This is a genomic window from Streptomyces sp. NPDC002868, assembly GCF_055563295.1.
In genome coordinates this window covers 65,904-88,546 of sequence record NZ_JBVHDR010000002.1, presented here as the reverse complement: position 1 = coordinate 88,546, position 22,643 = coordinate 65,904, and the positions used below count along the sequence as shown (strand labels likewise).

Genomic DNA, 22,643 nt, shown 5'->3' with positions numbered 1-22,643 from the left:
CGAGCGGCCCGGTTGGGCCGTGCAGAGATTGCAGAAGATTCCTGGGGGTCGGCCCCCAGACCCCTTAAGAAACTTCGGGCCCAACAAGGAGAGCAGGGAACCCAGATGGCGGAGCTCACGATCCGGCCGGAGGAGATCCGGGACGCGCTGGAGAACTTTGTCCAGTCGTACCAGCCGGACGCGGCCTCGCGCGAGGAGGTCGGTACGGTCAGCGTTGCCGGCGACGGCATCGCGAAGGTCGAGGGTCTTCCCTCGGCCATGGCGAACGAGCTGCTGAAGTTCGAGGACGGCACCCTCGGTCTTGCCCTCAACCTCGAGGAGCGCGAGATTGGTTGCGTCGTCCTCGGTGAGTTCAGCGGTATCGAGGAGGGACAGCCGGTGCAGCGCACCGGTGAGGTTCTCTCCGTCGGCGTCGGCGAGGGCTACCTCGGCCGCGTTGTCGACCCGCTCGGCAACCCGATCGACGGCCTCGGCGAGATCGCGACCGACAGCCGCCGCGCCCTCGAGCTGCAGGCACCGGGCGTCATGGTCCGTAAGTCGGTGCACGAGCCGATGCAGACCGGCTACAAGGCCGTCGACGCCATGGTGCCGATCGGCCGCGGCCAGCGTCAGCTGATCATTGGTGACCGTCAGACCGGCAAGACCGCTCTGGCCGTCGACACGATCATCAACCAGCGCGACAACTGGCGCTCGGGCGACCCGAAGAAGCAGGTCCGCTGCATCTACGTCGCCATCGGCCAGAAGGGCTCCACCATCGCGTCCGTGCGCGGTGCACTGGAGGAGGCCGGCGCCCTCGAGTACACGACGATCGTCGCCGCCCCGGCGTCCGACCCGGCCGGCTTCAAGTACCTGGCGCCGTACACCGGCTCGGCCATCGGCCAGCACTGGATGTACCAGGGCAAGCACGTCCTGATCATCTTCGACGACCTCTCGAAGCAGGCCGACGCCTACCGCGCCGTTTCCCTGCTGCTGCGCCGTCCGCCGGGCCGCGAGGCGTACCCCGGTGACGTCTTCTACCTGCACTCGCGTCTGCTGGAGCGCTGCGCGAAGCTGTCGGACGAGATGGGCGCCGGTTCGATGACGGGCCTCCCGATCGTCGAGACCAAGGCGAACGACGTGTCGGCGTTCATCCCGACCAACGTCATCTCCATCACCGACGGCCAGTGCTTCCTGGAGTCCGACCTGTTCAACGCCGGCCAGCGTCCGGCCCTGAACGTCGGTATCTCGGTCTCCCGTGTCGGTGGCTCCGCCCAGCACAAGGCCATGAAGCAGGTCTCCGGCCGGCTTCGTGTGGACCTCGCCCAGTACCGCGAGCTGGAGGCGTTCGCCGCCTTCGGTTCCGACCTGGACGCGGCCTCCAAGGCGCAGATGGAGCGCGGCAAGCGCATGGTCGAGCTGCTCAAGCAGGCTCAGTACCAGCCCATGCCCATCGAGGAGCAGGTCGTCTCCGTCTGGGCCGGTACCACCGGCAAGATGGACGACGTCCCGGTCCAGGACATCCGTCGCTTCGAGACCGAGCTGCTCGAGCACCTGCGCCGTGAGCGCAAGGAGCTGCTGACCAGCATCGCCGAGGGCGGCAAGATGTCGGACGACACGCTGCAGTCCGTCGCGGACGCGATCACCGCCTTCAAGCGTCAGTTCGAGACCTCGGACGGCAAGCTTCTGGGCGAAGACGCGCCGGTCAGCACGGCCAAGTGACGACGGAAGGGACCTGACTCATGGGAGCCCAGCTCCGGGTCTACAAGCGTCGCATCAAATCCGTCACCGCGACCAAGAAGATCACCAAGGCGATGGAGATGATCGCCGCCTCGCGCATCGTCAAGGCGCAGCGCCAGGTGGCGGCCTCCACTCCGTACGCGACCGAGCTCACCCGCGCGGTGACCGCGGTGGCGACGGGGTCGAACACCAAGCACCCCCTCACCACCGAGGTGGACGCTCCGGTCCGCGCCGCGATCCTGCTCATCACGAGCGACCGCGGTCTGGCCGGCGGCTACTCCGCCAACGCCATCAAGGCGGCGGAGCAGCTCACCGAGCGGCTCCGCGGCGAGGGCAAGGAGGTCGACACGTACATCGTCGGCCGCAAGGGTGTCTCGTACTACGGCTTCCGTGAGCGCAAGGTCACGGAGTCGTGGACCGGCTTCACCGACAACCCGACCTACGCCGACGCCAAGAAGGTCGCAGGACCGCTGATCGCGGCCGTCCAGCAGGACACGGCCGAGGGCGGCGTGGACGAGCTCCACATCGTCTTCACCGAGTTCGTCTCGATGCTGACGCAGACGCCGGTGCAGAACCGGCTGCTGCCGCTCAGCCTCGAGAAGGCCGCGGAAGAGTCCGGCACCAAGGGCGAGATCCTTCCGCTGTTCGACTTCGAGCCGTCGGCGGAGGACGTCCTCGACGCCCTGCTGCCGCGCTACGTCGAGAGCCGGATCTACAACGCGCTGCTCCAGGCCGCTGCTTCCAAGCACGCTGCCACCCGCCGCGCGATGAAGTCGGCGACCGACAACGCCGGGGACCTCATCAAGAGCCTCTCCCGGCTTGCCAACGCGGCCCGCCAGGCCGAAATCACCCAGGAAATCAGCGAGATCGTCGGTGGCGCCAGCGCCCTGGCCGACGCGACCGCGGGGAGTGACAAGTAATGACGACGACAGTTGAGACGGCCGCCGCCACGGGCCGCGTCGCCCGGGTGATCGGCCCGGTCGTCGACGTGGAGTTCCCCGTCGACGCGATGCCGGAGATCTACAACGCGCTGACGGTCCAGGTCGCTGACCCGGCCGAGGACGGCAAGCTCAAGATGCTGACCCTCGAAGTCGCCCAGCACCTGGGTGAAGGCCTGGTCCGTGCGATCTCGATGCAGCCCACCGACGGTCTGGTCCGCCAGGCCACGGTGACCGACACCGGCAACGGCATCACCGTTCCGGTCGGGGATGTCACCAAGGGCAAGGTGTTCAACACGCTCGGTGAGGTGCTGAACGCCTCCGGGGCCGACGCCGAGGTGACCGAGCGCTGGCCGATCCACCGCAAGGCCCCGGCCTTCGACCAGCTCGAGTCCAAGACCGAGATGTTCGAGACCGGCGTCAAGGTCATCGACCTTCTCACCCCGTACGTCAAGGGTGGAAAGATCGGTCTGTTCGGTGGTGCCGGTGTCGGCAAGACCGTTCTGATCCAGGAAATGATCTACCGCGTCGCCAACCTGCACGAGGGTGTGTCGGTGTTCGCGGGCGTCGGTGAGCGTACCCGTGAGGGCAACGACCTCATCGAGGAGATGACCGAGTCCGGCGTCATCGACAAGACGGCGCTTGTCTTCGGTCAGATGGACGAGCCCCCGGGCACCCGTCTGCGCGTCGCCCTGTCCGCTCTGACCATGGCGGAGTACTTCCGCGATGTGCAGAAGCAGGACGTGCTGCTCTTCATCGACAACATCTTCCGGTTCACCCAGGCCGGCTCCGAGGTGTCCACCCTGCTCGGCCGTATGCCGTCCGCGGTGGGTTACCAGCCGAACCTGGCCGACGAGATGGGCATCCTGCAGGAGCGCATCACCTCGACGCGTGGTCACTCGATCACCTCGATGCAGGCGATCTACGTCCCCGCGGACGACCTGACCGACCCGGCCCCGGCCACCACCTTCGCCCACCTCGACGCGACGACGGTTCTGTCCCGTCCGATCTCCGAGAAGGGCATCTACCCGGCCGTGGACCCGCTGGACTCCACGTCCCGGATTCTGGACCCGCGCTACATCGCGCAGGACCACTACGACGCCGCCACGCGCGTCAAGGGAATCCTGCAGAAGTACAAGGACCTCCAGGACATCATCGCGATTCTCGGTATCGACGAGCTGGGCGAGGAGGACAAGCTTGTTGTCCACCGTGCCCGTCGCGTCGAGCGCTTCCTGTCGCAGAACACCCACGTCGCCAAGCAGTTCACCGGCGTGGACGGTTCGGACGTGCCGCTCGAGGAGTCGATCGCCGCGTTCAACTCGATCTGCGACGGTGAGTACGACCACTTCCCCGAGCAGGCGTTCTTCATGTGCGGTGGCATTGAGGACCTCAAGGCCAACGCCAAGGAGCTCGGCGTCTCCTGAGTCTGCTGACTCGTGAAGGGGGGCGGGTGCGTCCTGCCCCCCTTCGTACGCCTACTAGAATTGACCCAACACCCGGCAGTTGTGCCGGGTGGTGACCCGAGGAGCCACCCTTGGCTGCTGAGCTGCATGTCGAGCTGGTCGCCGCGGACCGCAGTGTCTGGTCCGGCGAGGCCACCCTGGTCGTCGCGCGCACCACGTCCGGCGACATCGGCGTCATGCCCGGTCACCAGCCGCTGCTCGGTGTGCTGGAGTCGGGCCCGGTGACCATCCGTACGAGCGAGGGCGGGACCGTCGTCGCCGCTGTGCACGGCGGTTTCATCTCGTTCGCCGACAACAAGCTGTCCCTGCTGGCGGAGATCGCCGAGCTGGCGGACGAGATCGATGCCCAGCGCGCGGAGCGTGCGCTGGAGCGCGCCAAGTCGGACGACGACGACGCCGCCGAGCGGCGCGCCGATGTCCGGCTGCGTGCGGTGGCGGTGCACTGAGCACCCCGCTGACATTCCCTTCGGGGGTCTGGGGGTCGCTCCCCGGACAGACTCAGTCTCAGCCGCGGCCCGGGCTGGATTTCTCCAGACCGTGCCGCGGCTGAGGCAATGCAGGTGCACGTGGGATTGCGTGTGCGACTAGGACGAAAACGATGCGAGGAGGTCGGTGGAGATGTTCCTCGCTCTGCTTGTGAGCGGCCTGGTTGTTGTCACACTGGTTGCGGTCGGGCTGTTTGTCTTCGGACTGCGACGGCGGCTGATCCAGCGCTCGGGCGGCACCTTCGACTGCAGTCTGCGCTGGAATGTCCCGGAGGAGACCGACCTCTCCGGCAAGGGCTGGGTGTATGGCGTAGCCCGCTACAGCGGTGACCGGATCATGTGGTTCCGGGTCTTCTCGTACGCCCCCCGCCCGCGGCGTGTCCTGGAGCGCTCGGCGATCGAGGTCATCGCGCGCCGCACTCCCGAGGGCGAGGAGGAGCTGGCGCTGCTCTCCGACGCGGTGGTGCTCGGCTGTCTGCATCGGGGGACGCGGCTGGAGCTGGCGATGAGCGAGGACGCGCTGACCGGTTTCCTCGCCTGGCTGGAGGCGGCGCCGCCCGGCCAGAGAGTCAATGTCGCCTAGACGCAAGACGCACAGCGAAGCCCGGGAGTCAGGCTCTCCCGGGCTTCGCCGTTCGTACGGCTACTGCAGACCGCTGCTGATCGCGTTCGCCAGTTCGCCGTTGCTGGTGTCGCCGCTGAACTCCCAGAAGAACGCGCCCTTGAGGCCCTGGCTCTTCACGTAGTTCATCTTCCCGCTGATGGTGGCCGGGGTGTCATAGCTCCACCACTGGGTGCCGCAGTGTGCGTAGGCGGTCCCGGCGACGGTGCCGGTGGCGGGGCACTTCGTCTTGAGCTCCTTGTAGTCGTCGATGCCCTGCTCGTACTTTCCGGGGGCCGGTCCGGTGGCCGAGCCGCCGGGCGCCGCCTGAGTGACGCCGGTCCAGCCGCGGCCGTAGAAGCCGATGCCCAGGTTCAGCTTGCTGCCCGCGATCCCCTTGCCCTTGAGCTTCTGGATCGCCGCGTCGGAGTTGAAGCCCTGCTGCGGGATGCCGGAGTACGAGGTGAGAGGGGAGTGCGGGGCGGTCGGGCCCTGTGCGGCCCAGGCGCCGAAGAAGTCGTACGTCATCACGTTGTAGAAGTCGACGTACTGGGCGGCGCCGGCGTAGTCGGCCGCGTCGATCTTGCCGCCGGAGGACGCGTCCGCGGTGATGGCCGCGGTGACGAGCTTGCTGCCGAACTTGGCACGCATCGCCTGCATCATGTTCTTGAAGGACGCGGCGCCGCTGGTGTCGCAGGACAGACCGCAGGCGTTCGGGTACTCCCAGTCCAGGTCGATGCCGTCGAAGAGCCCGGCCCAGCGTGGGTCGTTGACCAGGTCGTAGCAGGACTGGGCGAAGGCCGTCGGGTTCGCCGCGGCCTGGCCGAAGCCGCCGGACCAGGTCCAGCCGCCGAACGACCACAGCACCTTGATGTTCGGGTACTGCGCCTTGAGCTTCTTCAGCTGGTTGAAGTTTCCGCGCAGCGGCTGGTCCCAGGTGTCGGCGACGCCGTCGACGCTCTGGTCGGCGGTGTACGACTTCTCGTACGCCGGGAATGCCTCGCCGACTGTGCACTTACCGCCTTGGACGTTGCCGAAGGCGTAGTTGATGTGCGTGATCTTCGAGGCGGAGCCGCTGGTGACCAGATTCTTGACGTGGTAGTTGCGGTCGTAGACGCCCCACTCGGTGAAGTAGCCGAGCTTGACCTTGCTGCCCGGGTCGGGGTTGGTGCCGCCGGTGGTGCGCACCGCGCGGGCGCCGCTGACCGGTCCTGTCTGGTCGGCGGTGTCACGGGCCTGGACGGTGTACGAGTAGTCGGTACCGGCGGTCAGCCCGGTGTTCGTGTACGTCGTGCCGGTCACCGTCGCGATCTTGGCGCCGTCGCGCAGTACGTCGTAGTTCTTGATGCCCTTGTCGTCGGTGGCGGCGGTCCAGGTCAGCTTCACCGAGGTGTTGGTGATGTCGGACGCGCTCGGGGTGCCGGGGGCGGACGGCGGGTTGTCGCCGGGGACGCTGCCGCCGTCGCAGGAGGCGCCGTTGAGCTTGCAGCCGGAGGGGGCGCCGGAGCCGGTGCCGTTGAAGCCGAAGGAGACGGATGCACCCGCGGCGAGAGTGCCGTTGTACGACTTGTTCTTGGCGGTCCAGTGGGTGCCGGAGCTGGTGACGTCCGCGTCCCAGGCGGAGGTGACCGCGGTGCCCGAGGGGAAGTCCCACTCGACGGTCCAGGAACTGAGCGATGTGGTGCCGGTGTTCTTCACCGTCCACTTGCCTTCGAAGCCGGTGCCCCAGTCGGAGACCTTGGTGTAGGTGGCGGTCGCCGAGGGAGCGGCCTCGGCGGGGGAGGCGAGGCCGACCATGGCGGCCAGGGGGAGGAGCAGCGCGGTCAGTCCCGCGACGGCTCTGGATCTGAGTCTGAATCTGGTGCTGTGCAGTGGGGGTTGCGTGTTCACGGGTGCTCCTCGAGGAGGTCCGGACGATCGGGGTGGTCCGTGCACTGCGCACCCTGCGTGGCTCACCGCAGCGTGTGTTTGCGGTGAGACTAGGAAGGTCTGGACCAATCGTCAATAGGTCCAGACCAAAGGTGTGAGGGGTGAGGAAGGGGAGGGGAGCTAGATGCCCAACTCCTGTGCCAGAACCGCCGCTTGGACCCGGCTGCGCATCTCCAGCTTGCCCAGCAGCCTGCTCACATGGGTCTTCACCGTCGCCTCCGCCATGTCGAGGTGTCCCGCGATCTCGGCGTTCGACATGCCCTTGCCGAGACACGACAGCACCTCGCGCTCGCGCCGGGTCAGCACATCGAGGATCGCGGAGTCGGGCGCGTCCGGGGACCGCGGGGAAGTCGGCGCAGCGAACTCCGCGATCAGCCGACGGGTCACGGCAGGCGCGATCAGCCCCTCGCCGCGCGCCACCGTGCGCACCGCCTCCAGCAGATCCTTGGCGTCGGTGTTCTTCAGCAGGAAGCCCGCGGCCCCCGCTCGCAGCGCCCCGAAGACGTACTCGTCCAGATCGAACGTGGTCAGTACGAGTACGTCGGCGAGCTGTTCGGCGACGACCTGCCGGGTCGCCGACACCCCGTCGAGCCGCGGCATCTGAACATCCATCAGCACCAGGTCCGGGCGCAGTTCTCGGGCCAGCCGCACGGCTTCCTCGCCGTCCGCCGCCTCGCCGGCCACCTCGATGTCCGGCGCGCTGCCCAGGATGAGGACCAGACCGGCGCGTACGGCGCTCTGGTCCTCCGCGACCAGTACCCGGATCGTCATGGCTTCCCGTTCCCTTCCTCGACGGGGAGCTCCGCCCGTACCTGCCAGACCTTGCGGCCGTCGCCATCGGTCACCGGTCCCGACTCGAACTGCCCGTCCAGCAGCGCCACACGCTCGCGCATGCCGACCAGACCGGCCCCCGAGCCAGGGGCGCGCGGCCCGGGCCGGTCGCCGTACGGGCTGGTGATCCGTACCGTCAGCGTCCGCTCGTCCTGCGCCAGGGCCACCGTGATCCGGCCGGGCGACGCGTGCTTGAGGGCGTTGGTCAGCGACTCCTGGATGATGCGGTACGCAGCGAGCTCGACCGGCGCGGGCAGCGCCAGGCTCGCCTCGCGGGTGTCGTCGAGCGTGCACTCCAGGCCGCTGGAGGCGCCGTTCGTCCGCGAGTGATCGAGGAGCGCGTCGACACCGGCGAGTGTCGGCGCGGCCGCGGGCTCCGCGTCGCCACCGCTGTCCCGCAGCAGCCCGATCAGCCGGCGCATCTCGGCGAGCCCGTCGACGCTGTTCTCGCGGATGACGCCGAGCGCCTCGCGGGAGGTCTTCGAGTCGTCGAGGGAGAGCGCGGCCGTGGAGTGGATCGCGATCGCCGAGAGGTGTCCCGCGACCAGGTCGTGCAGCTCTCGGGCCATCCGGGCGCGCTCGGCGGTAACCGCCTGGGTGCGGTCGATCTCGGCGAGCAGCGCGGTCTGCTCGGCGCGCAGCTGGGCGGCTTCGGCGGCGTCGCGATGGGTGCGTACGCTCACGCCGGTCCAGGCCGGGACCACCGTCAGTACGGCGAAGAGGAGGCCGGGCAGAATGGCCTGCGCATCCTGGTAGATGACGAGTGCGGTGACCGTGACGGCGGCGGTGGCCACCATGGACACGGCGGGGATACGGCGTGCGGCCGCGGGTGTGCCGTACAGAACGGCCGCGTAGATCAGATCCGTGAACATCGCGATGGTGGCGACATTCCCGACGGTGAACTGGTCGGCCAGCATCGTCAGGCAGCCGATCGCCAGCGAGGTGTTCGGCATCGTCCGGCGCAGCAGCTCCGCCCCGCTCATCACGGCCAGCGGCACCAGTGCGAGCGAGCGCGGTTCGAAGCCCTGGTCGCTATGGGTGTCCAGACCCAGCGACCACAGCAGCAGGCCTCCGAGAAATCCGGCCACGGCGATGAGCACGTCGTCGCGGTACGGGCGGGGGAAGGCGGTCACAGACCCATCAAACAGGGCGGGCGGCGCGCGGGCCTCCACGTCCAGGGTGAAGGCCCGCCACATCCGGCTACATCGAAGGATGCAGTGCCACTTCGTCACTGGCGACGACGATCGGCGGCCGGGCGGACGGGAGGCTGGAATCCAGAACGAAGGGAGAGTGCTGTGATCGTCACGCTGATCGTGATCTGCGAGGTCGGCTTCTGGGTGCTGCTGGCCGCTGGACTGGCCTTGCGCTACCTGGCGAAGATGCCGCGTCTCGGGGTGGCCGTCCTGCTCTGCGAGCCGCTGCTGGAGGTCATCCTGCTGGCCGTGACGGCGATCGACCTCAAGAACGGCGCAGAGCCGGACTGGAAGCACGGGCTCGCCGCCGTCTACATCGGCTTCACCGTGGCGCTGGGACACCGAACGATCAAATGGGTCGACGCGAAGTTCGCGCACCGCTTCGCGGGCGGCCCGCGGCCCGTCAAGCCGCCGAAATACGGCGCGGCCCGCACGGTCCACGAGTGGAAGACGGCCATCCGGTGGATCACCGCTGCGGTGATCGCCATGGGCCTGCTCCAGGCCGCGATCTGGTACGTCGGCGGCGACGGCGACATCGGCTCGCTGCGCAGCTGGCAGGAGACGATGCTCTTCGTCATCGGAATCAACGTGATCATCGCGGGGAGCTACACGCTCTTCCCGAAGCAGGCCCCGAAGTCCAAGCGCGAGCCCGTGCGCACTGAGCGTTAGCGCTCGCCGCCCGGCACCCAGAGCACGTCTCCGACCTCCTTGTTGGCCGTACGGGCCAGGATGAACAGGAGGTCGGAGAGGCGGTTGAGATACGTCGCGGTGAGCGGATTCATGATCTCCCCGTGCACCTCGAGCGCCGCCCACGTCGAGCGCTCCGCGCGCCGTACGACCGTGCAGGACTGATGCAGCAGCGCCGCGCCCGGTGTACCGCCGGGCAGGATGAAGCTGCGGAGCTTCTCCAGCTCCTCGTTGAAGCGGTCACAGTCCGCCTCCAGCTTGTCGATGTAGAACTGCTCGACCCGCAGCGGCGGATACTCCGGGTTCTCGACGACCGGGGTGGCGAGGTCCGCGCCCACGTCGAACAGGTCGTTCTGGACGCGGACGAGGACCTTCACGACCTCCTGCGGGAGCTGCCCGAGGGCGATGGCCGTGCCGATGACGGCATTGGCCTCATTGGCGTCGGCGTACGCCGCGATCCGCAGGTCGGTCTTGGCCGTGCGGCTCATGTCGCCGAGGGCTGTCGTGCCCTGGTCGCCGGTACGGGTATAGATGCGCGTCAGATTGACCATGCACCCAGCCTAGGTTCTGTCCGTCGATCAGGCCGGATCAGGAAGCGCGGGTGATCGGCGCGCGAGGTGGGGAGAAGGTGCTCAAGTAGGCGGTATGTGACCCTTGATGGGCCGTGCCGGTGTGATGTCCGTCATCTGAGACGTGACGCGCATCTCTTCACCGCCACACGGCCGCTCACGAGCGCTAACCTCCGCCGGAGAGCCGAAATGTAAACAGGTGTTAAGGGGTGCCGCAGTGGCCAGGAAGCTCGCCGTCATCGGGGCCGGACTCATGGGGTCCGGTATCGCGCAGGTCTCGGCCCAGGCGGGCTGGGAAGTCGTGCTGCGCGATGTCACCGACGCGGCGCTGACCCGCGGCACGGACGGCATCAAGGCCTCGTACGACAAGTTCGTCTCCAAGGGCAAGCTCGAAGCGGCCGACGCCGAGGCGGCATTGGCGCGCATCACCACCACCACCGACCTGGACGCCGCCGCCGACGCGGACATCGTCGTCGAGGCGGTCTTCGAGAAGCTCGAGGTCAAGCACGAGATCTTCCGTACGCTCGACAAGCTCGTACGGGACGACGCCGTCCTCGCCTCCAACACCTCCGCCATCCCGATCACGAAGATCGCGGCGGTGACGGAGCGTCCGGACCGCGTCGTCGGTGCGCACTTCTTCTCGCCCGTCCCGATGATGCAGCTGTGCGAGCTGGTGCGCGGCTACAAGACGAGCGACGAAACCCTCGCCACCACGCGGGAGTTCGCCGAGTCCGTCGGCAAGACCTGCATCGTCGTCAACCGCGATGTCGCCGGTTTTGTCACCACCCGCCTCATTTCGGCGCTGGTCGTCGAGGCCGCCAAGCTCTACGAATCGGGCGTAGCGTCCGCCGAGGACATCGACATCGCCTGCAAGCTGGGCTTCGGCCACGCCATGGGGCCGCTCGCCACCGCCGACCTGACGGGCGTGGACATCCTGCTGCATGCCACGAGCAACATCTACACCGAGTCCCAGGACGAGAAGTTCGCGCCGCCGGAGCTGATGCGCCGGATGGTGGACGCGGGTGACATCGGTCGCAAGAGCGGGCAGGGCTTCTACAAGCACTGACCCTCATTGACCGGTTTGGTATCACCCTCTGGGGTGAATTCGGTATCGGTTCGCTTACAGACGGCAACTTCCTCGCCCACGCGGCAGTCAGTTGTTGCAAGACAGAAGAGACAGACACAGGGCACTGAAGCACTCACGGGGAGCGCATATGCACATCAGGGGCGACCACGCCGAGCTGGTCGTCGGGGGCCGCCTCGACGTCCGCAGCGCGGCGGACGCCCGTACGGTCCTGCACTCGGCAGTCGACGACGGAGTCGGCGACCTCGTGCTCGACCTGACCGACCTCGATTCCTGGGATGCCACCGGGCTCGGGGTCATCATGGGTGCGCACCGGCGGGCCGGCCGGTGCGGTCGCCGGCTGGTGCTGCGCGGTGTGCCGCCACAGATGCAGAGACTGCTCGTCGCCACCCGGCTGCACCGCATTCTCGCCATCGAAGGCGGCCTCGCGGCCGAATCGCTCCCTCGGGTCTGAACCGTACGACGCTCGCAATCCTCACGAGACTGTGACGTCACGGGCGGGGTGGCACCCCGCCCGTTCGTAGATACTGAGCGAACGTCTAGGGTTCGGTCGCCTGCCGAATTGACGGACCCGTGTGACAGGCACAGCGCATCCTAGGGGGGCTTGGACCATGGACAACGACAGTTTCGGCGAGGGCGCGGGACAGGCCCGGCCCCCACGCGACGCCGGCACGCCCGACTTCGGACAGTCCGCGCCGGCGCTCGCCCGTACCGTCAAGCTCGTCACGGGCGACTTCCTGCTCACGGTCAACCCCGTCGACGGCAGCGAGATAGAGCCCTGCCCGCCCGGCGGCCCCTCCCAGGCCGATGGCCATGAGGGAGAACAGCCCGCGCGGCCGACCCGGTACAGCGCCGAGGAGCGCACCGAGCGGCAGCGCGCTGCGCAGCCGCCCGTGCCGGCGGGCCCGCCCGCGCCGCGGCTCCCGCTGCTCGAGCGCGACGAGGAGCGCGAGCGGCTGGTACGGCTGCTGGGCCGCGGTCGCTCGGTGCGGCTCACCGGACCCGCGGGATCCGGGCGCAGCACCCTGCTCGACATCGTCGCCGAAGACTGCGCGAACCTCGCACCCGACGGAGTCGTACGCCTCAGCGGCTACCACCGCACCCCCACCGAGCTGCTGTACGAGCTCTTCGCCGTCGTCCACAGCGCGCCGCGGCGCCGGCCCGACAGGGCGGGCCTGCTCGAGCATGTGAGGGACATCGGCGCGATCGTCGTACTCGACGACCTGGAGTTCGGCGGCGCTGCCCTCGGCGAGCTGCTGGACGCCGCGCCCGAGTGCGCCTTCCTGGTCGCCGCCACACCCGACATCGCGGCGCCCGCCGCCGACTCGCACCTCGAAGAGGTCTTCCTCGCGGGCCTCGGCCGCAGCGCCTCGCTGGAACTGCTGAAGCGCACCGTGGAGCGGCCGCTCACCGAGGACGAGGCGAACTGGGCGGGCGACCTCTGGTTCGAGTCCGAGGGCCTGCCGCTGCGCTTCGTACAGGCAGGCGCGCTGCTGCGGCAGGCCGACAGCCGGCGTCCCGACCCGGAGGACTCCGACGGGTTCGGCGTTTTCGACGCGGTCGACGGTGTCGAGGTCCCGCTGCCGACGCTGGGCGAGGGGGCCGCACCGGCGGCGCTGCTCGCCTCCCGGCTCAGCGAGTCCGCCCGCGACACCCTGCGCTTCGCCGTCGCGCTCGGCGGTGAAGTCCCGCACCAGGCGCATCTGCCGGCCCTCGTCGGTGACACGCACGCGGACGCCGCGCTCGGCGAGCTGATGAACTGCGGGCTGCTCTCCCCGGTCGGCCCCCGCTACCGGCTGGCGGCCGGCGTGATCGCGCAGCTGACGGAGAAGGGTTACGCAGACGACGCGGCCGCTCACGCCCACACCGCCGCCCAGCACTACGCCTGGTGGGCCGGACACCCCTCCGTCACCCCTGAGCGGGCGGTGGCCGAGGCGGACGCCGTCCTCGCCGCGCTGACCGCGCTGGTCCCGGGGCAGGAGGCCGGACACCCCAGCGCGGCCGTACTGCTGGCCCGCAGCGCCGCACCCGCCTTCGCGGCGGGGCTGCACTGGAGCGCCTGGGAGCGGGCCCTGCGGATCGGCTCCGAAGCGGCCCGGATATCGGGCGAAGTGGCCGAAGAGGCGTATTTCCACCATGAGTTGGGCGTACTGGCGCTCTGCACCGGCAGCCTCGAGCGTGCGCGCGCCGAGCTGGAGGCCTCGATCGGCATGCGCGGGGCGCTCGCCGACAAGCGCGGCACCGTCGCGGGACGCAGGGCGCTGGCGCTCGTCGCGGACCGCGCGGGCGGCCTCGTACTCGGCGGACGCACCCCGGCGGGCGAGGAGGTGCCGGCCGCGCGCTACGAGGAGTCGGCGTCGCCGCCCGGAGGCGTACCGGCGGCCGTGCTGCCGCTGGGGGCCTCGGGGAAGTCGAAGCGGCCGGAGGAGCCCGCGACGCTGGTGGCGCGGCCGAAGTCGCCCGCGGGCGGCGCGAAGCTGCGCGGCCCCCTCTCCATAGTCGGTGGCGCACGCCGCAATCTGGTCGCCGCGGGCGCGGGCGCGCTGCTGGCCGCGGTGCTCGGCACGGTGGTGACGCTCGGGGCGACCTCGGACCAGCAGGACCCGCCCGGCGGCAAGGTCAGGAACGGCCAGTCCGCGAATGAGGACGACGCGGACAACGGCCTGGACGCGGACGAGCCGACCGACGGCTCGACCCGCCGCCCGGGTGGCCCCGCGGACCCGACGGGGGTGGTGACGCCGGGCTCCAGCTCGTCGGCGAGTGAATCGTCGAAGCCGGGGGGTGAGCCGTCGCCGAGTTCGTCGAAGCCGGGCAGCAAGCCGACGTCGTCAGGCAGGCCCCCGACGAATCCGGGGACCAAGCCGCCGACGACCCCGCCGACGAAGCCCCCGACGACTGCGCCCTCTACGCCGCCGCCCACCACGCCACCGCCCACGTCGACCAGCCCGTCACCGTCGGCGTCGACCGCGCCCGAAGGATCAACCTCCGCCAGCGCTCCGATCACCACCAGCAGCGCCCCCGAGTCCTCCGCGAGCACAAGCAGCTCGCCCGTCATCTGACGGCCCCGAGAACGCAGTACGGCCCCGAGCGGCACTGCCGCCCGGGGCCGTCTCCGTACCTGCCCGTATCAGTACTGTCCTCAGAACAGCCTGAGCTTGTCGTCCTCGATGCCCCGCAGCGCGTCGTAGTCCAGCACCACACACCCGATGCCGCGGTCCGTCGCCAGCACCCGCGCCTGCGGTTTGATCTCCTGCGCCGCGAACAGGCCCTTCACCGGCGCCAGATGGGGGTCGCGGTTCAGCAGCTCCAGATAGCGCGTGAGCTGCTCGACCCCGTCGATCTCACCGCGCCGCTTGATCTCCACGGCCACCGTCGCGCCGTCGGAGTCCCGGCACAGGATGTCCACCGGGCCGATGGCCGTGGGATATTCGCGCCGGATCAGGCTGTATCCCTCGCCCAGCGTCTCGATGCGGTCGGCGAGCAGTTCCTGGAGGTGCGCCTCCACGCCGTCCTTGATCAGGCCGGGGTCCACGCCCAGTTCGTGCGAGGAGTCGTGGAGGATTTCCTCCATCGTGATGATCAGTTTCTCGCCCGCTTTGTTGATGACCGTCCAGACGCTGCCGTCACCCTCTTTGAGGGTGCAGGGAGGAGACATCCAGTTCAGTGGTTTGTACGCCCTGTCGTCCGCGTGGATGGAGACGCTCCCGTCTGCCTTGACCAGGATCAGACGGGGAGCGGAGGGCAGGTGGGCGGTGAGCCGGCCCGCGTAGTCGACGGAGCAGCGGGCGATGACAAGACGCATGGTCGGCAACGCTACTCGACACACACCGCTGCGCGCGATTCGCCCCCGGAAGCCCCGTTCGTAATTGGCCGGTTGTGTTCCCAATCTCCTGGTGCGCTCCGGACAGCGCACTTACCGTGGAAGCAGGAGGTCGTCGGTCGTGCACTCTGAGTCGTCATGCGTCGTTCGTATGCCGTCGCGCCCGTCATCCTCCTTCCCTGCCCGTAAGACCCCGTTCACCGGGGTCGCGAGAGGAGAACCCATGTCGCTCGACGTCTCACCGGCGCTGTTGGAACAGGCCGAGCGAGGCGAGGTCGACGAAGATGCCTTCGTCGACTGCGTCCGGACCTCCCTGCCCTTCGCATGGGAGATGATCAGTTCTCTGGTGGCTCAGCTGAAGGTGGACGGCGGGGACTTCGCCGACAACCAGACGCCTCCGCCGGACGAGCAGGCACGTGGTCAGCTGCTGCGCGCGCTCGCGAGTGACGCGATTCGCGGTGCGCTCCAGCGGCACTTCGGGGTGCGTCTGGCATTCCAGAACTGCCACCGCGTCGCGGTGTTCCCGCTGGACTCTTCGGTGGATGAGCGGCTCGCCCGCTTTACTTCCGTGCGAGCCCAGTTGCTCAATCAGTCGCCCGAACTGCGCGACTGCTGAAGTCTTTTGCTGCCGCTCCACACCGCGGGAGGTGCAACTGGTGTCGGAGCGGCAGCACCTCCGGGTATGGCTCGGGCCGCAACGATCGGGGGCTCAGCTCAGCAGCGGCAGGACCTCTGTGCCGAGGCGCCGCACATTCTCCTCGGTGGCCGCGAGATCGCCCGAGCCCTCGGCGAGCAGCGCGAAGCGCGTGATGCCGGTACGTTCCGCGGTGGCCGCGATGCGGTCCGCGGCGAGCCGCGGCGGGCCCACCGGGTGCATCTCGCAGAGCAGTTCTGTGTACGCCACGGGGTCCCGCATCGCGCGGCGCCGCCCGTCGACCGTCACATGGGCGTCCAGGCCCCGCTTGAGCCAGCCCGGCATCGCCTTCAGCAGCATCTCGGAGGCATCGGCCCTGCAGTCCGCGATCTGGGCCACGCCGGCCGACACATGCCCGGCGTGCTCGACCTCCTCGGGCGGGCGGCCCGCGGCGAGCGCGTCCGTACGCCACCGGGCGACCATCTCCGCCTTCTCCTCGTCGTCGCAGTGCATCCCGAGCAGCATCGGCAGCCCGCGCTCGGCGGCGAGCTTCACGCTCTTCGGGGACGTACACGCGACGATCACCTCGGGGCCCTCGGGGGGACCGCCGATCAGCTCGTCCGGCCTTGGCACGACAGGGACTTCACGGAAGGTGAATCGTTCGCCCCGGGTGGCGACGCGGGGTTCGCGCAGCCAGCGCAGCAGCAGGTCCAGGGACTCCGGAAAGTCCTTCTCGTACGCATCGAGGCCCGTGCCGAAGACCTCCAGATCGACCCAGGGGCCGCCCCGCCCCACACCGAGGGAGAACCGCCCTCCGCTTGTGAGATGCAGCAGTGCCGTCTGCTCACCCAGCGAGACGGGATGGGCGTTCGGCAGCACGCTCACGGCTGTGCCCACCCGGATCCGCCGGGTGCGGCCGAGCAGCAGCGCGGCGAGTGTCACGGCCGACGGGCACACGCCGTACGGTACAAAATGGTGCTCGGCGAGCCAGACCGAATCCAGCCCGGACTCCTCCGCGACCTCGGCGGACCGCACCGCACGGTGCAGCGCCTCCCCCTGTCCCTGGCCCGGGAATTGGGCCGCCAGTACGAAAGTTCCCACGCGCATCGCCTATTGCCTCCTTGCGGCCGACGCGTCACTCCCCCTACCGGCAACAACGTCTGACACGTGCCAAAGGCACGGCCATTCGTGAAGTTGTTGCGATTTTCCGGTAACTGGCCCCTTTGGGTGCCACGGTCTCACGCTGTGCGGTACGTGTACCCCGGACTGCGGCCCGTAGGCTGGATGGGAACTGTCCGGACTTGCCCCGTGAGGTGTCACGTGTCCCCGCGCCGCAACCGCCCCCGAGGCGGCGAGAAGCCCACCGAGCAGCCCGGCGAGCCGGGCGACAGGTACGGCGGCTTCGGCCGGAGCGAGTCCTGGCAGGGCGAGGAGTGGTCGGTCCGCCATGTCGCCGGCGCAAGTGCCGTCGGCAAGCGGTACCGCTGCCCCGGCTGCGACCAGGAGATCCCCTCGGGCGTCCCGCATGTGGTGGCCTGGCCGGAGCACGGCGGTGGCGTCGATGAACGGCGGCACTGGCACAAGGCGTGCTGGAACGCGAAGGACCGCCGCACCACGCGGGTGCAGCGGTCCCGTAACGCGCCGAAGTACTGAGGCTTGAGGAGCCTCGTGTGCCTTTAGACGTCGCGCGCCTTGAGCGAGGCGTACGCGCCGGCCAGTGCCGCCGCCGTCACGCCCAGCATGATCCACAGCGGGTCCCAGCCGGCCGGACCCGACTCGGTGACGGCGGTGTCGTACAGCACGCCGATCTGGTTGGGGATCGAGTACTCGAAAAGCGCCTGCTGCAGATCCCGCAGCGACTCCGAGAACATGAACATGGCCAGCACCAGCGGCAGCAGCACGACGCCGATCATGACCGTGATCGCGCCCGCCGAGTGGCGGATCAGGGTGCCGACGGCGAGCGAGAGCAGGCCGAGGGTCGCGACGTAGAGGGCGATTCCGATCGTCGCGCGGAACCAGTCCTCGCCGGTGGACGAGCCCTGGTCCACGATCGCGGTCTGCAGGGCGCCCACGATCGCGGTGATCACCGTGGTGAGGATGAAGACGAGCAGGAAGAAGACGATCGCCTTGGCGGTCAGCACGCGGGCGCGGCTGGGGCAGGCGGTCAGCGTGGTCCTGATCATCCCCGTGCCGTACTCGGAGGCAATGGTCAGCACGCCCAGCGTGATCACGCAGATGGAGCCGAGCAGTACGCCGAAGAAGCCGAGGGAGAGGACCGACTGATCCTGGAGATCGGCGTCCGCGGCGGAGACGGCGACCGCGGAGAGCGCGCCGATGCCGACCATCAGCACGATCATGACGCCGAGCGTCCACATCGTGGAGCGTACGGAACGGATCTTGGTCCACTCGGAGGCGAGGGCGTCGCCGAGGTGAGCGTCGCGCACCGGGATCGGCGAGGAGTACACGGCGCCGGGCGCGCCCTGCTGCTGGTAGGGCGCCTGCTGCTGGTAGGGGGTGGTCATCGGGCGTCCTCGGGCTTGGTCAGGTCGGCGGGGCTGGGGGAGGCCGGGGGCACGGGCGGAGCGCCGACGGGCGCGACAGGAGCCGCGCCGGCGTACGGGTTCTGGCCGGGCTGGGGCGGCGGCGGGGCGTACCAGCCCTGTTGCGGCACCTCGGGGATCTGCTGCTGCGGCGGGAGGTAGCCCATCGGCGGCTGCTGCATCAGGCCCGACTTCTGGTCGGCGGTCGAGCGGTAGTCGACCGCGCCCTGTGTCATCCGCATGTACGCCTCCTCCAGCGAGGCCTGGTGCGGCGACAGCTCCCACAGCCGGACGTCGGCGGAGTGCGCCAGATCGCTGATCTGCGGCAGCGGCAGCCCGGTGACCCGCAGTGCGCCGTCCGGCTCCGGCATGACCTGACCGCCGGCCTCGGTGAGCGCGGCGGACAGCTTCTCGCGCTGCTGCGGCTCGGTCTGCGGCGTACGCACCCGGGCGAAGTCCGCGGAGTTGTGCGAGATGAAGTCCTTGACGCTCATGTCCGAGAGCAGCTGGCCACGGCCGATCACGATCAAGTGGTCGGCGGTGAGCGCCATTTCGCTCATCAGGTGCGAGGAGACGAAGACCGTACGGCCTTCGGCGGCGAGCTGCTTCATCAGATTGCGGACCCAGAGGATGCCTTCCGGGTCCAGGCCGTTGACCGGCTCGTCGAAGAGCAGCACCTGCGGGTCGCCGAGGAGCGCCGCCGCGATACCGAGCCGCTGCCCCATACCGAGCGAGAAGCCCTTGGAGCGCTTCTTGGCGACTTCCTGAAGCCCGACGACACCGAGCACCTCGTCGACCCGGCGGGCCGGGATACCGGAGAGCTGCGCCAGCGAAAGCAGGTGATTGCGCGCGCTGCGGCCACCGTGCACCGCCTTGGCGTCGAGCAGGGCACCGACCTGCCGGGGCGCGTTCGGCAGCTGCCGGAAGGGGCGGCCGCCGATGGTCACGTGACCCTCGGTCGGCTGGTCGAGCCCGAGGATCATCCGCATCGTCGTCGACTTGCCGGCGCCGTTGGGGCCGAGGAACCCGGTGACGGCGCCGGGCCGTACCTGGAAGGAAAGGTTGTACACGGCCGTCTTCGCGCCATAGCGCTTCGTCAGGCCGACTGCCTCGATCATTCTCCAGCCCCATCGACATTCGGGTCGTCGGGGCCCAGGCCGTCCGGCCGTACGCCCCCGTAAGAGTTAGGAGGATATCCGGGCCTTGACGGTTCCGGCCAAGCCGTAACGCTACGGTTTCGGCCGCGCCGAGTCGCCGCCGCCCTCTAGGCGTCGCGTTTCTTGAGCACCAGATAGCCGCCGAGCAGCGCCACCGCCACCCAGATCACCATGATCCCGAGCCCGCCCCACGGCCCGTACGGCGCCTTGTCGCTGCCCATCGCGTCCGGGACCACCTGCATGATCTTGGATCCGGCCTGGTCGGGGAAGTAGCGCGCGACCGTCTTCGCCTTCGGTACGGACGCGAGGATCTGCGAGACCAGGAAGAAGAACGGCATCAGGATGCCGAGCGAGAGCGTCGAGCTGCGCAGCATCGTCGCCACGCCCATCGAGAACAGCGCAATCAGGCCCATGTACAGGCCGCCGCCGACCACCGCGCGCAGGACGTTGTCCGCGCCGATCGTCGTACGGTGCTCGCCCAGCAGCGCCTGGCCGAGGAAGAAGGCGAGAAAGCTGGTCGCCATCCCGACGACCAGGGCCAGTACGGTGGCCACCGCGATCTTGCTGAAGATGAAGGTGGCGCGCTGGGGTACGGCGGCGAGCGAGGTACGGATCATGCCCGAGCTGTACTCCGTGCCGACCACCAGCACCCCGAAGACCACCATAGCCAGCTGACCCAGGATCATCCCGGAGAAGCTGATGAAGGTCGGGTCGAAGGTGAGCTGCTCCTGAGGCGACAGATCGTCGAACGTCGACTTCAGCAGCGCGCTGAGCGCCGCGCCCATCGCGACGGTGACGACCAGCGCGCTCACCAGCGTCCAGGTGGTCGAGGAAACGGTACGGATCTTGGTCCACTCGGACTGGAGAACGGCGGGTACCGAGGCCATGGGTCAGGCTCCCTTGCTGCTCTGGTAGCTCTGGCCCCACTGGGGACCCGGTGGGGGTGCCGACGGGGGCGCCGCCTCACCCGTCGAATGCGCGTGGTACTCCACCGCTCCCGCCGTCATCTGCATGAACGCCTCCTCCAGCGAGGCGCGCTGCGCGCTCAGTTCATGCAGGACGAGCTGGTGCCGGGCGGCCAGCTCACCGATCGCCTCGGTGGTGGCGCCGTCGATCTCCAGCGTGCCGTTGCCCGACTCGACCGCCGTGAAGCCCGATTTGTGCAGCACATCGCGCATGCGCTCCGGCTGCGGGGAGCGCAGCCGTACATAACTCCGGGAGTTCTCGTGGATGAAAACGGCCATCGATGTATCGGCCAGAAGTCGCCCCTGTCCGATAACGATCAAGTGGTCGGCGGTGAGCGCCATTTCACTCATCAGATGCGAGGAGACGAAGATCGTGCGTCCTTCCGATGCAAGAGTCTTCATCAAATTGCGGATCCAGTGAATTCCTTCGGGATCAAGACCGTTGACCGGCTCGTCGAACATCAGGATCTCAGGATCGCCCAGCAGAGCCGACGCGATGCCCAGCCGCTGTCCCATACCGAGCGAGAAGCCCTTGGACTTCTTCCTCGCCACCGACGTCAGCCCGACGACGTCCAGGACCTCGGCGACCCGCGAGGCGGGGATGCGGTTCGACTGGGCGAGACAGAGCAGGTTGTTGTACGCGCTCCGCCCGCCGTGCATCGCCTTCGCGTCCAGCAGCGCACCGATGTACTTCAGTGGCTCCTCGAGATCGCGGTAGTGCTTGCCGTCGATCCGCACCGTTCCGCTGGTCGGGTTGTCGAGATCGAGCATCATCCGCATCGTCGTGGACTTGCCCGCGCCGTTGGGGCCGAGGAAGCCGGTCACCACACCCGGCCTGACCTGAAACGAGAGATGGTCGACCGCGGTCGTGCTGCCGAAGCGCTTCGTCAGGCCCTCGAGCTCGATCATGCGGCCACGCTAAGTGCGCGCAAAGCCCCCCGCCACTGGAGTGACAGGGGGCTTGACGCATTCTTGACTTACACAACGGACCCCGCGAAAGGGGACATGCTCAGCGGGTCTGCTGAGCCGGGACGCCGCGGGAGACCGGCTCGTCGTCGGCGGGGGTACTGGTCGCGGCCACCGCCGCACCGGTCAGCGTGGCCAGCATCTCGCGGACGTTGGTCAGCTGCGCGTTGATCGAGTCGCGGCGGTTGGTGAGCGCCGCCAGCTCGCGCTCCGATTCGCTGCGGATCCGGTCGGCCTTGGCGTTCGCGTCGGCCACGATGTCCTCGGCCTGGCGCTGCGCGGTCTCCACCGTCTGACGGGCCCGGCGCTCCGCGTCCGTACGCAGCTTCTCGGCCTCCAGACGCAGCTGCTCGGCGCGGTGCTCGATCTCCGCCAGGCGCTTCTCCGCCTTCGCCTGACGCGAAGCCAGGTCCCGCTCGGACTGCTCGCGGCGCTTGGCGAGGTTCGTCTCGAAGTCCGCGGCGGCCTGGGCGGCCTTGGCGCGGGTCTCCTCGAAGAGCGCGTCGGCCTCCTCGCGCTTGGACTGCGCGTCCTTCTGCGCCTCGCTGCGCAGTGTAGAGGCTTCGCCCTTCGCCTTCTCGACGATACGGACGCCCTCGTCCTCGGCCTTCGCCTTGCGCTCGGCCGCGAACGACTCGGCGTCGTTGCGCACCTGCTGGGCGGCGGACTCGGCGAGCTCACGGTGCTGCTCGGCCGCGCGACGGGCCTCCTCGCGCAGGTCCTTCGCCTCCTCCTCGGCGAGGCGGAGGATCTTCTCGACGCGTGCACCGAGACCGGCGTACGACGGCTCCGCGTCGCTGACCTGGGCCTGGGCGTTCTGCGTCTCGAGGTGGAGTTCCTCGATGCGCTTTTCCAGAGAGGTGATTCGGGCCAGAGCACTATCACGGTCGGCGACGAGTTTGGTAATGCGGTCGTCCACCTGACCGCGGTCGTAACCACGCCGCACGAGCTCGAAGCCGAAGGGGGAGGAAGTGTCGCTCATGGGGTTCCTGTCGAATGAGACCGGTGAGGTGATAGGGGGAATCCTAGGGGCCGAAGCGGCGTGTCATCGAGCGGATGACCGTT

At 68.9% G+C, this 22,643-nt stretch carries 22 protein-coding genes; 11 read left to right on the top strand and 11 right to left on the bottom strand.

Annotated features, from left to right (window positions below):
* Positions 1–105: 105 nt before the first annotated feature.
* The 5 genes from atpA (at position 106) to ACZ3H8_RS06250 (ending at position 5,185) form a co-directional block, all read left to right on the top strand.
* Positions 106–1,698, top strand: a complete 1,593-nt coding sequence (gene atpA / locus ACZ3H8_RS06270; protein ID WP_467398165.1) for a F0F1 ATP synthase subunit alpha — start codon at positions 106–108, stop codon at positions 1,696–1,698.
* Between the two features lie 20 nt (positions 1,699–1,718).
* Complete coding sequence (locus ACZ3H8_RS06265) at positions 1,719–2,636, top strand: F0F1 ATP synthase subunit gamma (protein WP_467398162.1); 918 nt, start codon at positions 1,719–1,721, stop codon at positions 2,634–2,636.
* Entirely contained in the window at positions 2,636–4,078 is a 1,443-nt protein-coding gene (gene atpD, locus ACZ3H8_RS06260) for a F0F1 ATP synthase subunit beta (RefSeq protein WP_467398160.1), read from the top strand. The genes ACZ3H8_RS06265 and atpD overlap by 1 nt, the downstream gene beginning before the upstream one ends.
* A 110-nt stretch (positions 4,079–4,188) precedes the next feature.
* On the top strand, positions 4,189–4,563 hold the full coding sequence (locus tag ACZ3H8_RS06255) for a F0F1 ATP synthase subunit epsilon (RefSeq protein WP_398984341.1): 375 nt from the start codon (positions 4,189–4,191) through the stop codon (positions 4,561–4,563).
* Between the two features lie 172 nt (positions 4,564–4,735).
* Positions 4,736–5,185 carry a DUF2550 domain-containing protein gene (locus ACZ3H8_RS06250; protein ID WP_307661061.1) on the top strand — a complete coding sequence of 150 codons (450 nt, stop codon included), beginning with the start codon at positions 4,736–4,738 and terminating at the stop codon, positions 5,183–5,185.
* A gap of 60 nt (positions 5,186–5,245) precedes the next feature.
* Here ACZ3H8_RS06250 and ACZ3H8_RS06245 read toward each other — a convergent pair whose 3' ends face one another.
* The 3 genes from ACZ3H8_RS06245 to ACZ3H8_RS06235 form a co-directional block, all read right to left on the bottom strand.
* Complete coding sequence (locus tag ACZ3H8_RS06245) at positions 5,246–7,093, bottom strand: glycosyl hydrolase family 18 protein (protein WP_467398157.1); 1,848 nt, start codon at positions 7,091–7,093, stop codon at positions 5,246–5,248.
* A gap of 159 nt (positions 7,094–7,252) precedes the next feature.
* Complete coding sequence (locus ACZ3H8_RS06240) at positions 7,253–7,903, bottom strand: response regulator (protein ID WP_467398155.1); 651 nt, start codon at positions 7,901–7,903, stop codon at positions 7,253–7,255.
* Positions 7,900–9,096: a sensor histidine kinase gene (locus ACZ3H8_RS06235; protein ID WP_467398152.1), complete on the bottom strand. Its 1,197-nt coding sequence runs from the start codon at positions 9,094–9,096 to the stop codon at positions 7,900–7,902. The genes ACZ3H8_RS06240 and ACZ3H8_RS06235 overlap by 4 nt, the downstream gene beginning before the upstream one ends.
* Positions 9,097–9,258: 162 nt before the next feature.
* Here ACZ3H8_RS06235 and ACZ3H8_RS06230 point away from each other — a divergent pair, with 162 nt between their 5' ends.
* A complete protein-coding gene (locus ACZ3H8_RS06230; RefSeq protein WP_467398150.1) occupies positions 9,259–9,825 on the top strand; it encodes a hypothetical protein in 567 nt (188 codons plus the stop codon).
* On the opposite strand, the gene ACZ3H8_RS06225 is transcribed toward ACZ3H8_RS06230, so the two are convergent.
* On the bottom strand, positions 9,822–10,394 hold the full coding sequence (locus ACZ3H8_RS06225; RefSeq protein WP_356226137.1) for a cob(I)yrinic acid a,c-diamide adenosyltransferase: 573 nt from the start codon (positions 10,392–10,394) through the stop codon (positions 9,822–9,824). The genes ACZ3H8_RS06230 and ACZ3H8_RS06225 overlap by 4 nt on opposite strands.
* Before the next feature lie 235 nt (positions 10,395–10,629).
* Here ACZ3H8_RS06225 and ACZ3H8_RS06220 point away from each other — a divergent pair, with 235 nt between their 5' ends.
* The 3 genes from ACZ3H8_RS06220 (at position 10,630) to ACZ3H8_RS06210 (ending at position 14,555) form a co-directional block, all read left to right on the top strand.
* The gene (locus ACZ3H8_RS06220) at positions 10,630–11,478 is read left to right on the top strand and encodes a 3-hydroxyacyl-CoA dehydrogenase family protein (protein ID WP_467398147.1); all 849 of its coding nucleotides are present in this window, start codon (positions 10,630–10,632) and stop codon (positions 11,476–11,478) included.
* A 148-nt stretch (positions 11,479–11,626) separates the two neighbouring features.
* On the top strand, positions 11,627–11,950 hold the full coding sequence (locus ACZ3H8_RS06215) for an STAS domain-containing protein (protein WP_100109176.1): 324 nt from the start codon (positions 11,627–11,629) through the stop codon (positions 11,948–11,950).
* 157 nt (positions 11,951–12,107) lie between these two features.
* Positions 12,108–14,555, top strand: coding sequence for an ATP-binding protein (locus tag ACZ3H8_RS06210; RefSeq protein ID WP_467398143.1), 2,448 nt, complete (start codon positions 12,108–12,110; stop codon positions 14,553–14,555).
* Between the two features lie 80 nt (positions 14,556–14,635).
* Here ACZ3H8_RS06210 and nucS read toward each other — a convergent pair whose 3' ends face one another.
* The gene (nucS, locus tag ACZ3H8_RS06205) at positions 14,636–15,298 is read right to left on the bottom strand and encodes an endonuclease NucS (protein ID WP_467398141.1); all 663 of its coding nucleotides are present in this window, start codon (positions 15,296–15,298) and stop codon (positions 14,636–14,638) included.
* A gap of 241 nt (positions 15,299–15,539) precedes the next feature.
* On the opposite strand from nucS, the gene ACZ3H8_RS06200 reads away from it, so the two are divergent.
* Positions 15,540–15,932: an SCO5389 family protein gene (locus tag ACZ3H8_RS06200; RefSeq protein ID WP_307661054.1), complete on the top strand. Its 393-nt coding sequence runs from the start codon at positions 15,540–15,542 to the stop codon at positions 15,930–15,932.
* Positions 15,933–16,025: 93 nt separating this feature from the next.
* Here the strand turns inward: ACZ3H8_RS06200 and ACZ3H8_RS06195 are convergent, their stop codons facing one another.
* On the bottom strand, positions 16,026–17,057 hold the full coding sequence (locus ACZ3H8_RS06195) for an LLM class flavin-dependent oxidoreductase (RefSeq protein WP_467398139.1): 1,032 nt from the start codon (positions 17,055–17,057) through the stop codon (positions 16,026–16,028).
* Between the two features lie 213 nt (positions 17,058–17,270).
* On the opposite strand from ACZ3H8_RS06195, the gene ACZ3H8_RS06190 reads away from it, so the two are divergent.
* Positions 17,271–17,603: an ATP/GTP-binding protein gene (locus ACZ3H8_RS06190; protein ID WP_467398136.1), complete on the top strand. Its 333-nt coding sequence runs from the start codon at positions 17,271–17,273 to the stop codon at positions 17,601–17,603.
* Between the two features lie 23 nt (positions 17,604–17,626).
* On the opposite strand, the gene ACZ3H8_RS06185 is transcribed toward ACZ3H8_RS06190, so the two are convergent.
* The 5 genes from ACZ3H8_RS06185 to ACZ3H8_RS06165 all read right to left on the bottom strand — a co-directional run bounded on the left by ACZ3H8_RS06185 (position 17,627) and on the right by ACZ3H8_RS06165 (position 22,560).
* Positions 17,627–18,472 carry an ABC transporter permease gene (locus tag ACZ3H8_RS06185; protein WP_356226143.1) on the bottom strand — a complete coding sequence of 282 codons (846 nt, stop codon included), beginning with the start codon at positions 18,470–18,472 and terminating at the stop codon, positions 17,627–17,629.
* A complete protein-coding gene (locus tag ACZ3H8_RS06180; protein WP_467398134.1) occupies positions 18,469–19,608 on the bottom strand; it encodes an ABC transporter ATP-binding protein in 1,140 nt (379 codons plus the stop codon). Before ACZ3H8_RS06180 ends, ACZ3H8_RS06185 begins: the two co-directional genes overlap by 4 nt.
* Positions 19,609–19,754: 146 nt before the next feature.
* Entirely contained in the window at positions 19,755–20,534 is a 780-nt protein-coding gene (locus ACZ3H8_RS06175; RefSeq protein WP_467398131.1) for an ABC transporter permease, read from the bottom strand.
* 3 nt (positions 20,535–20,537) lie between these two features.
* Positions 20,538–21,521 carry an ABC transporter ATP-binding protein gene (locus tag ACZ3H8_RS06170; RefSeq protein ID WP_467398129.1) on the bottom strand — a complete coding sequence of 328 codons (984 nt, stop codon included), beginning with the start codon at positions 21,519–21,521 and terminating at the stop codon, positions 20,538–20,540.
* Positions 21,522–21,621: 100 nt separating this feature from the next.
* Positions 21,622–22,560: a cellulose-binding protein gene (locus tag ACZ3H8_RS06165; protein ID WP_467398126.1), complete on the bottom strand. Its 939-nt coding sequence runs from the start codon at positions 22,558–22,560 to the stop codon at positions 21,622–21,624.
* Between the last annotated feature and the right edge of the window lie 83 nt (positions 22,561–22,643).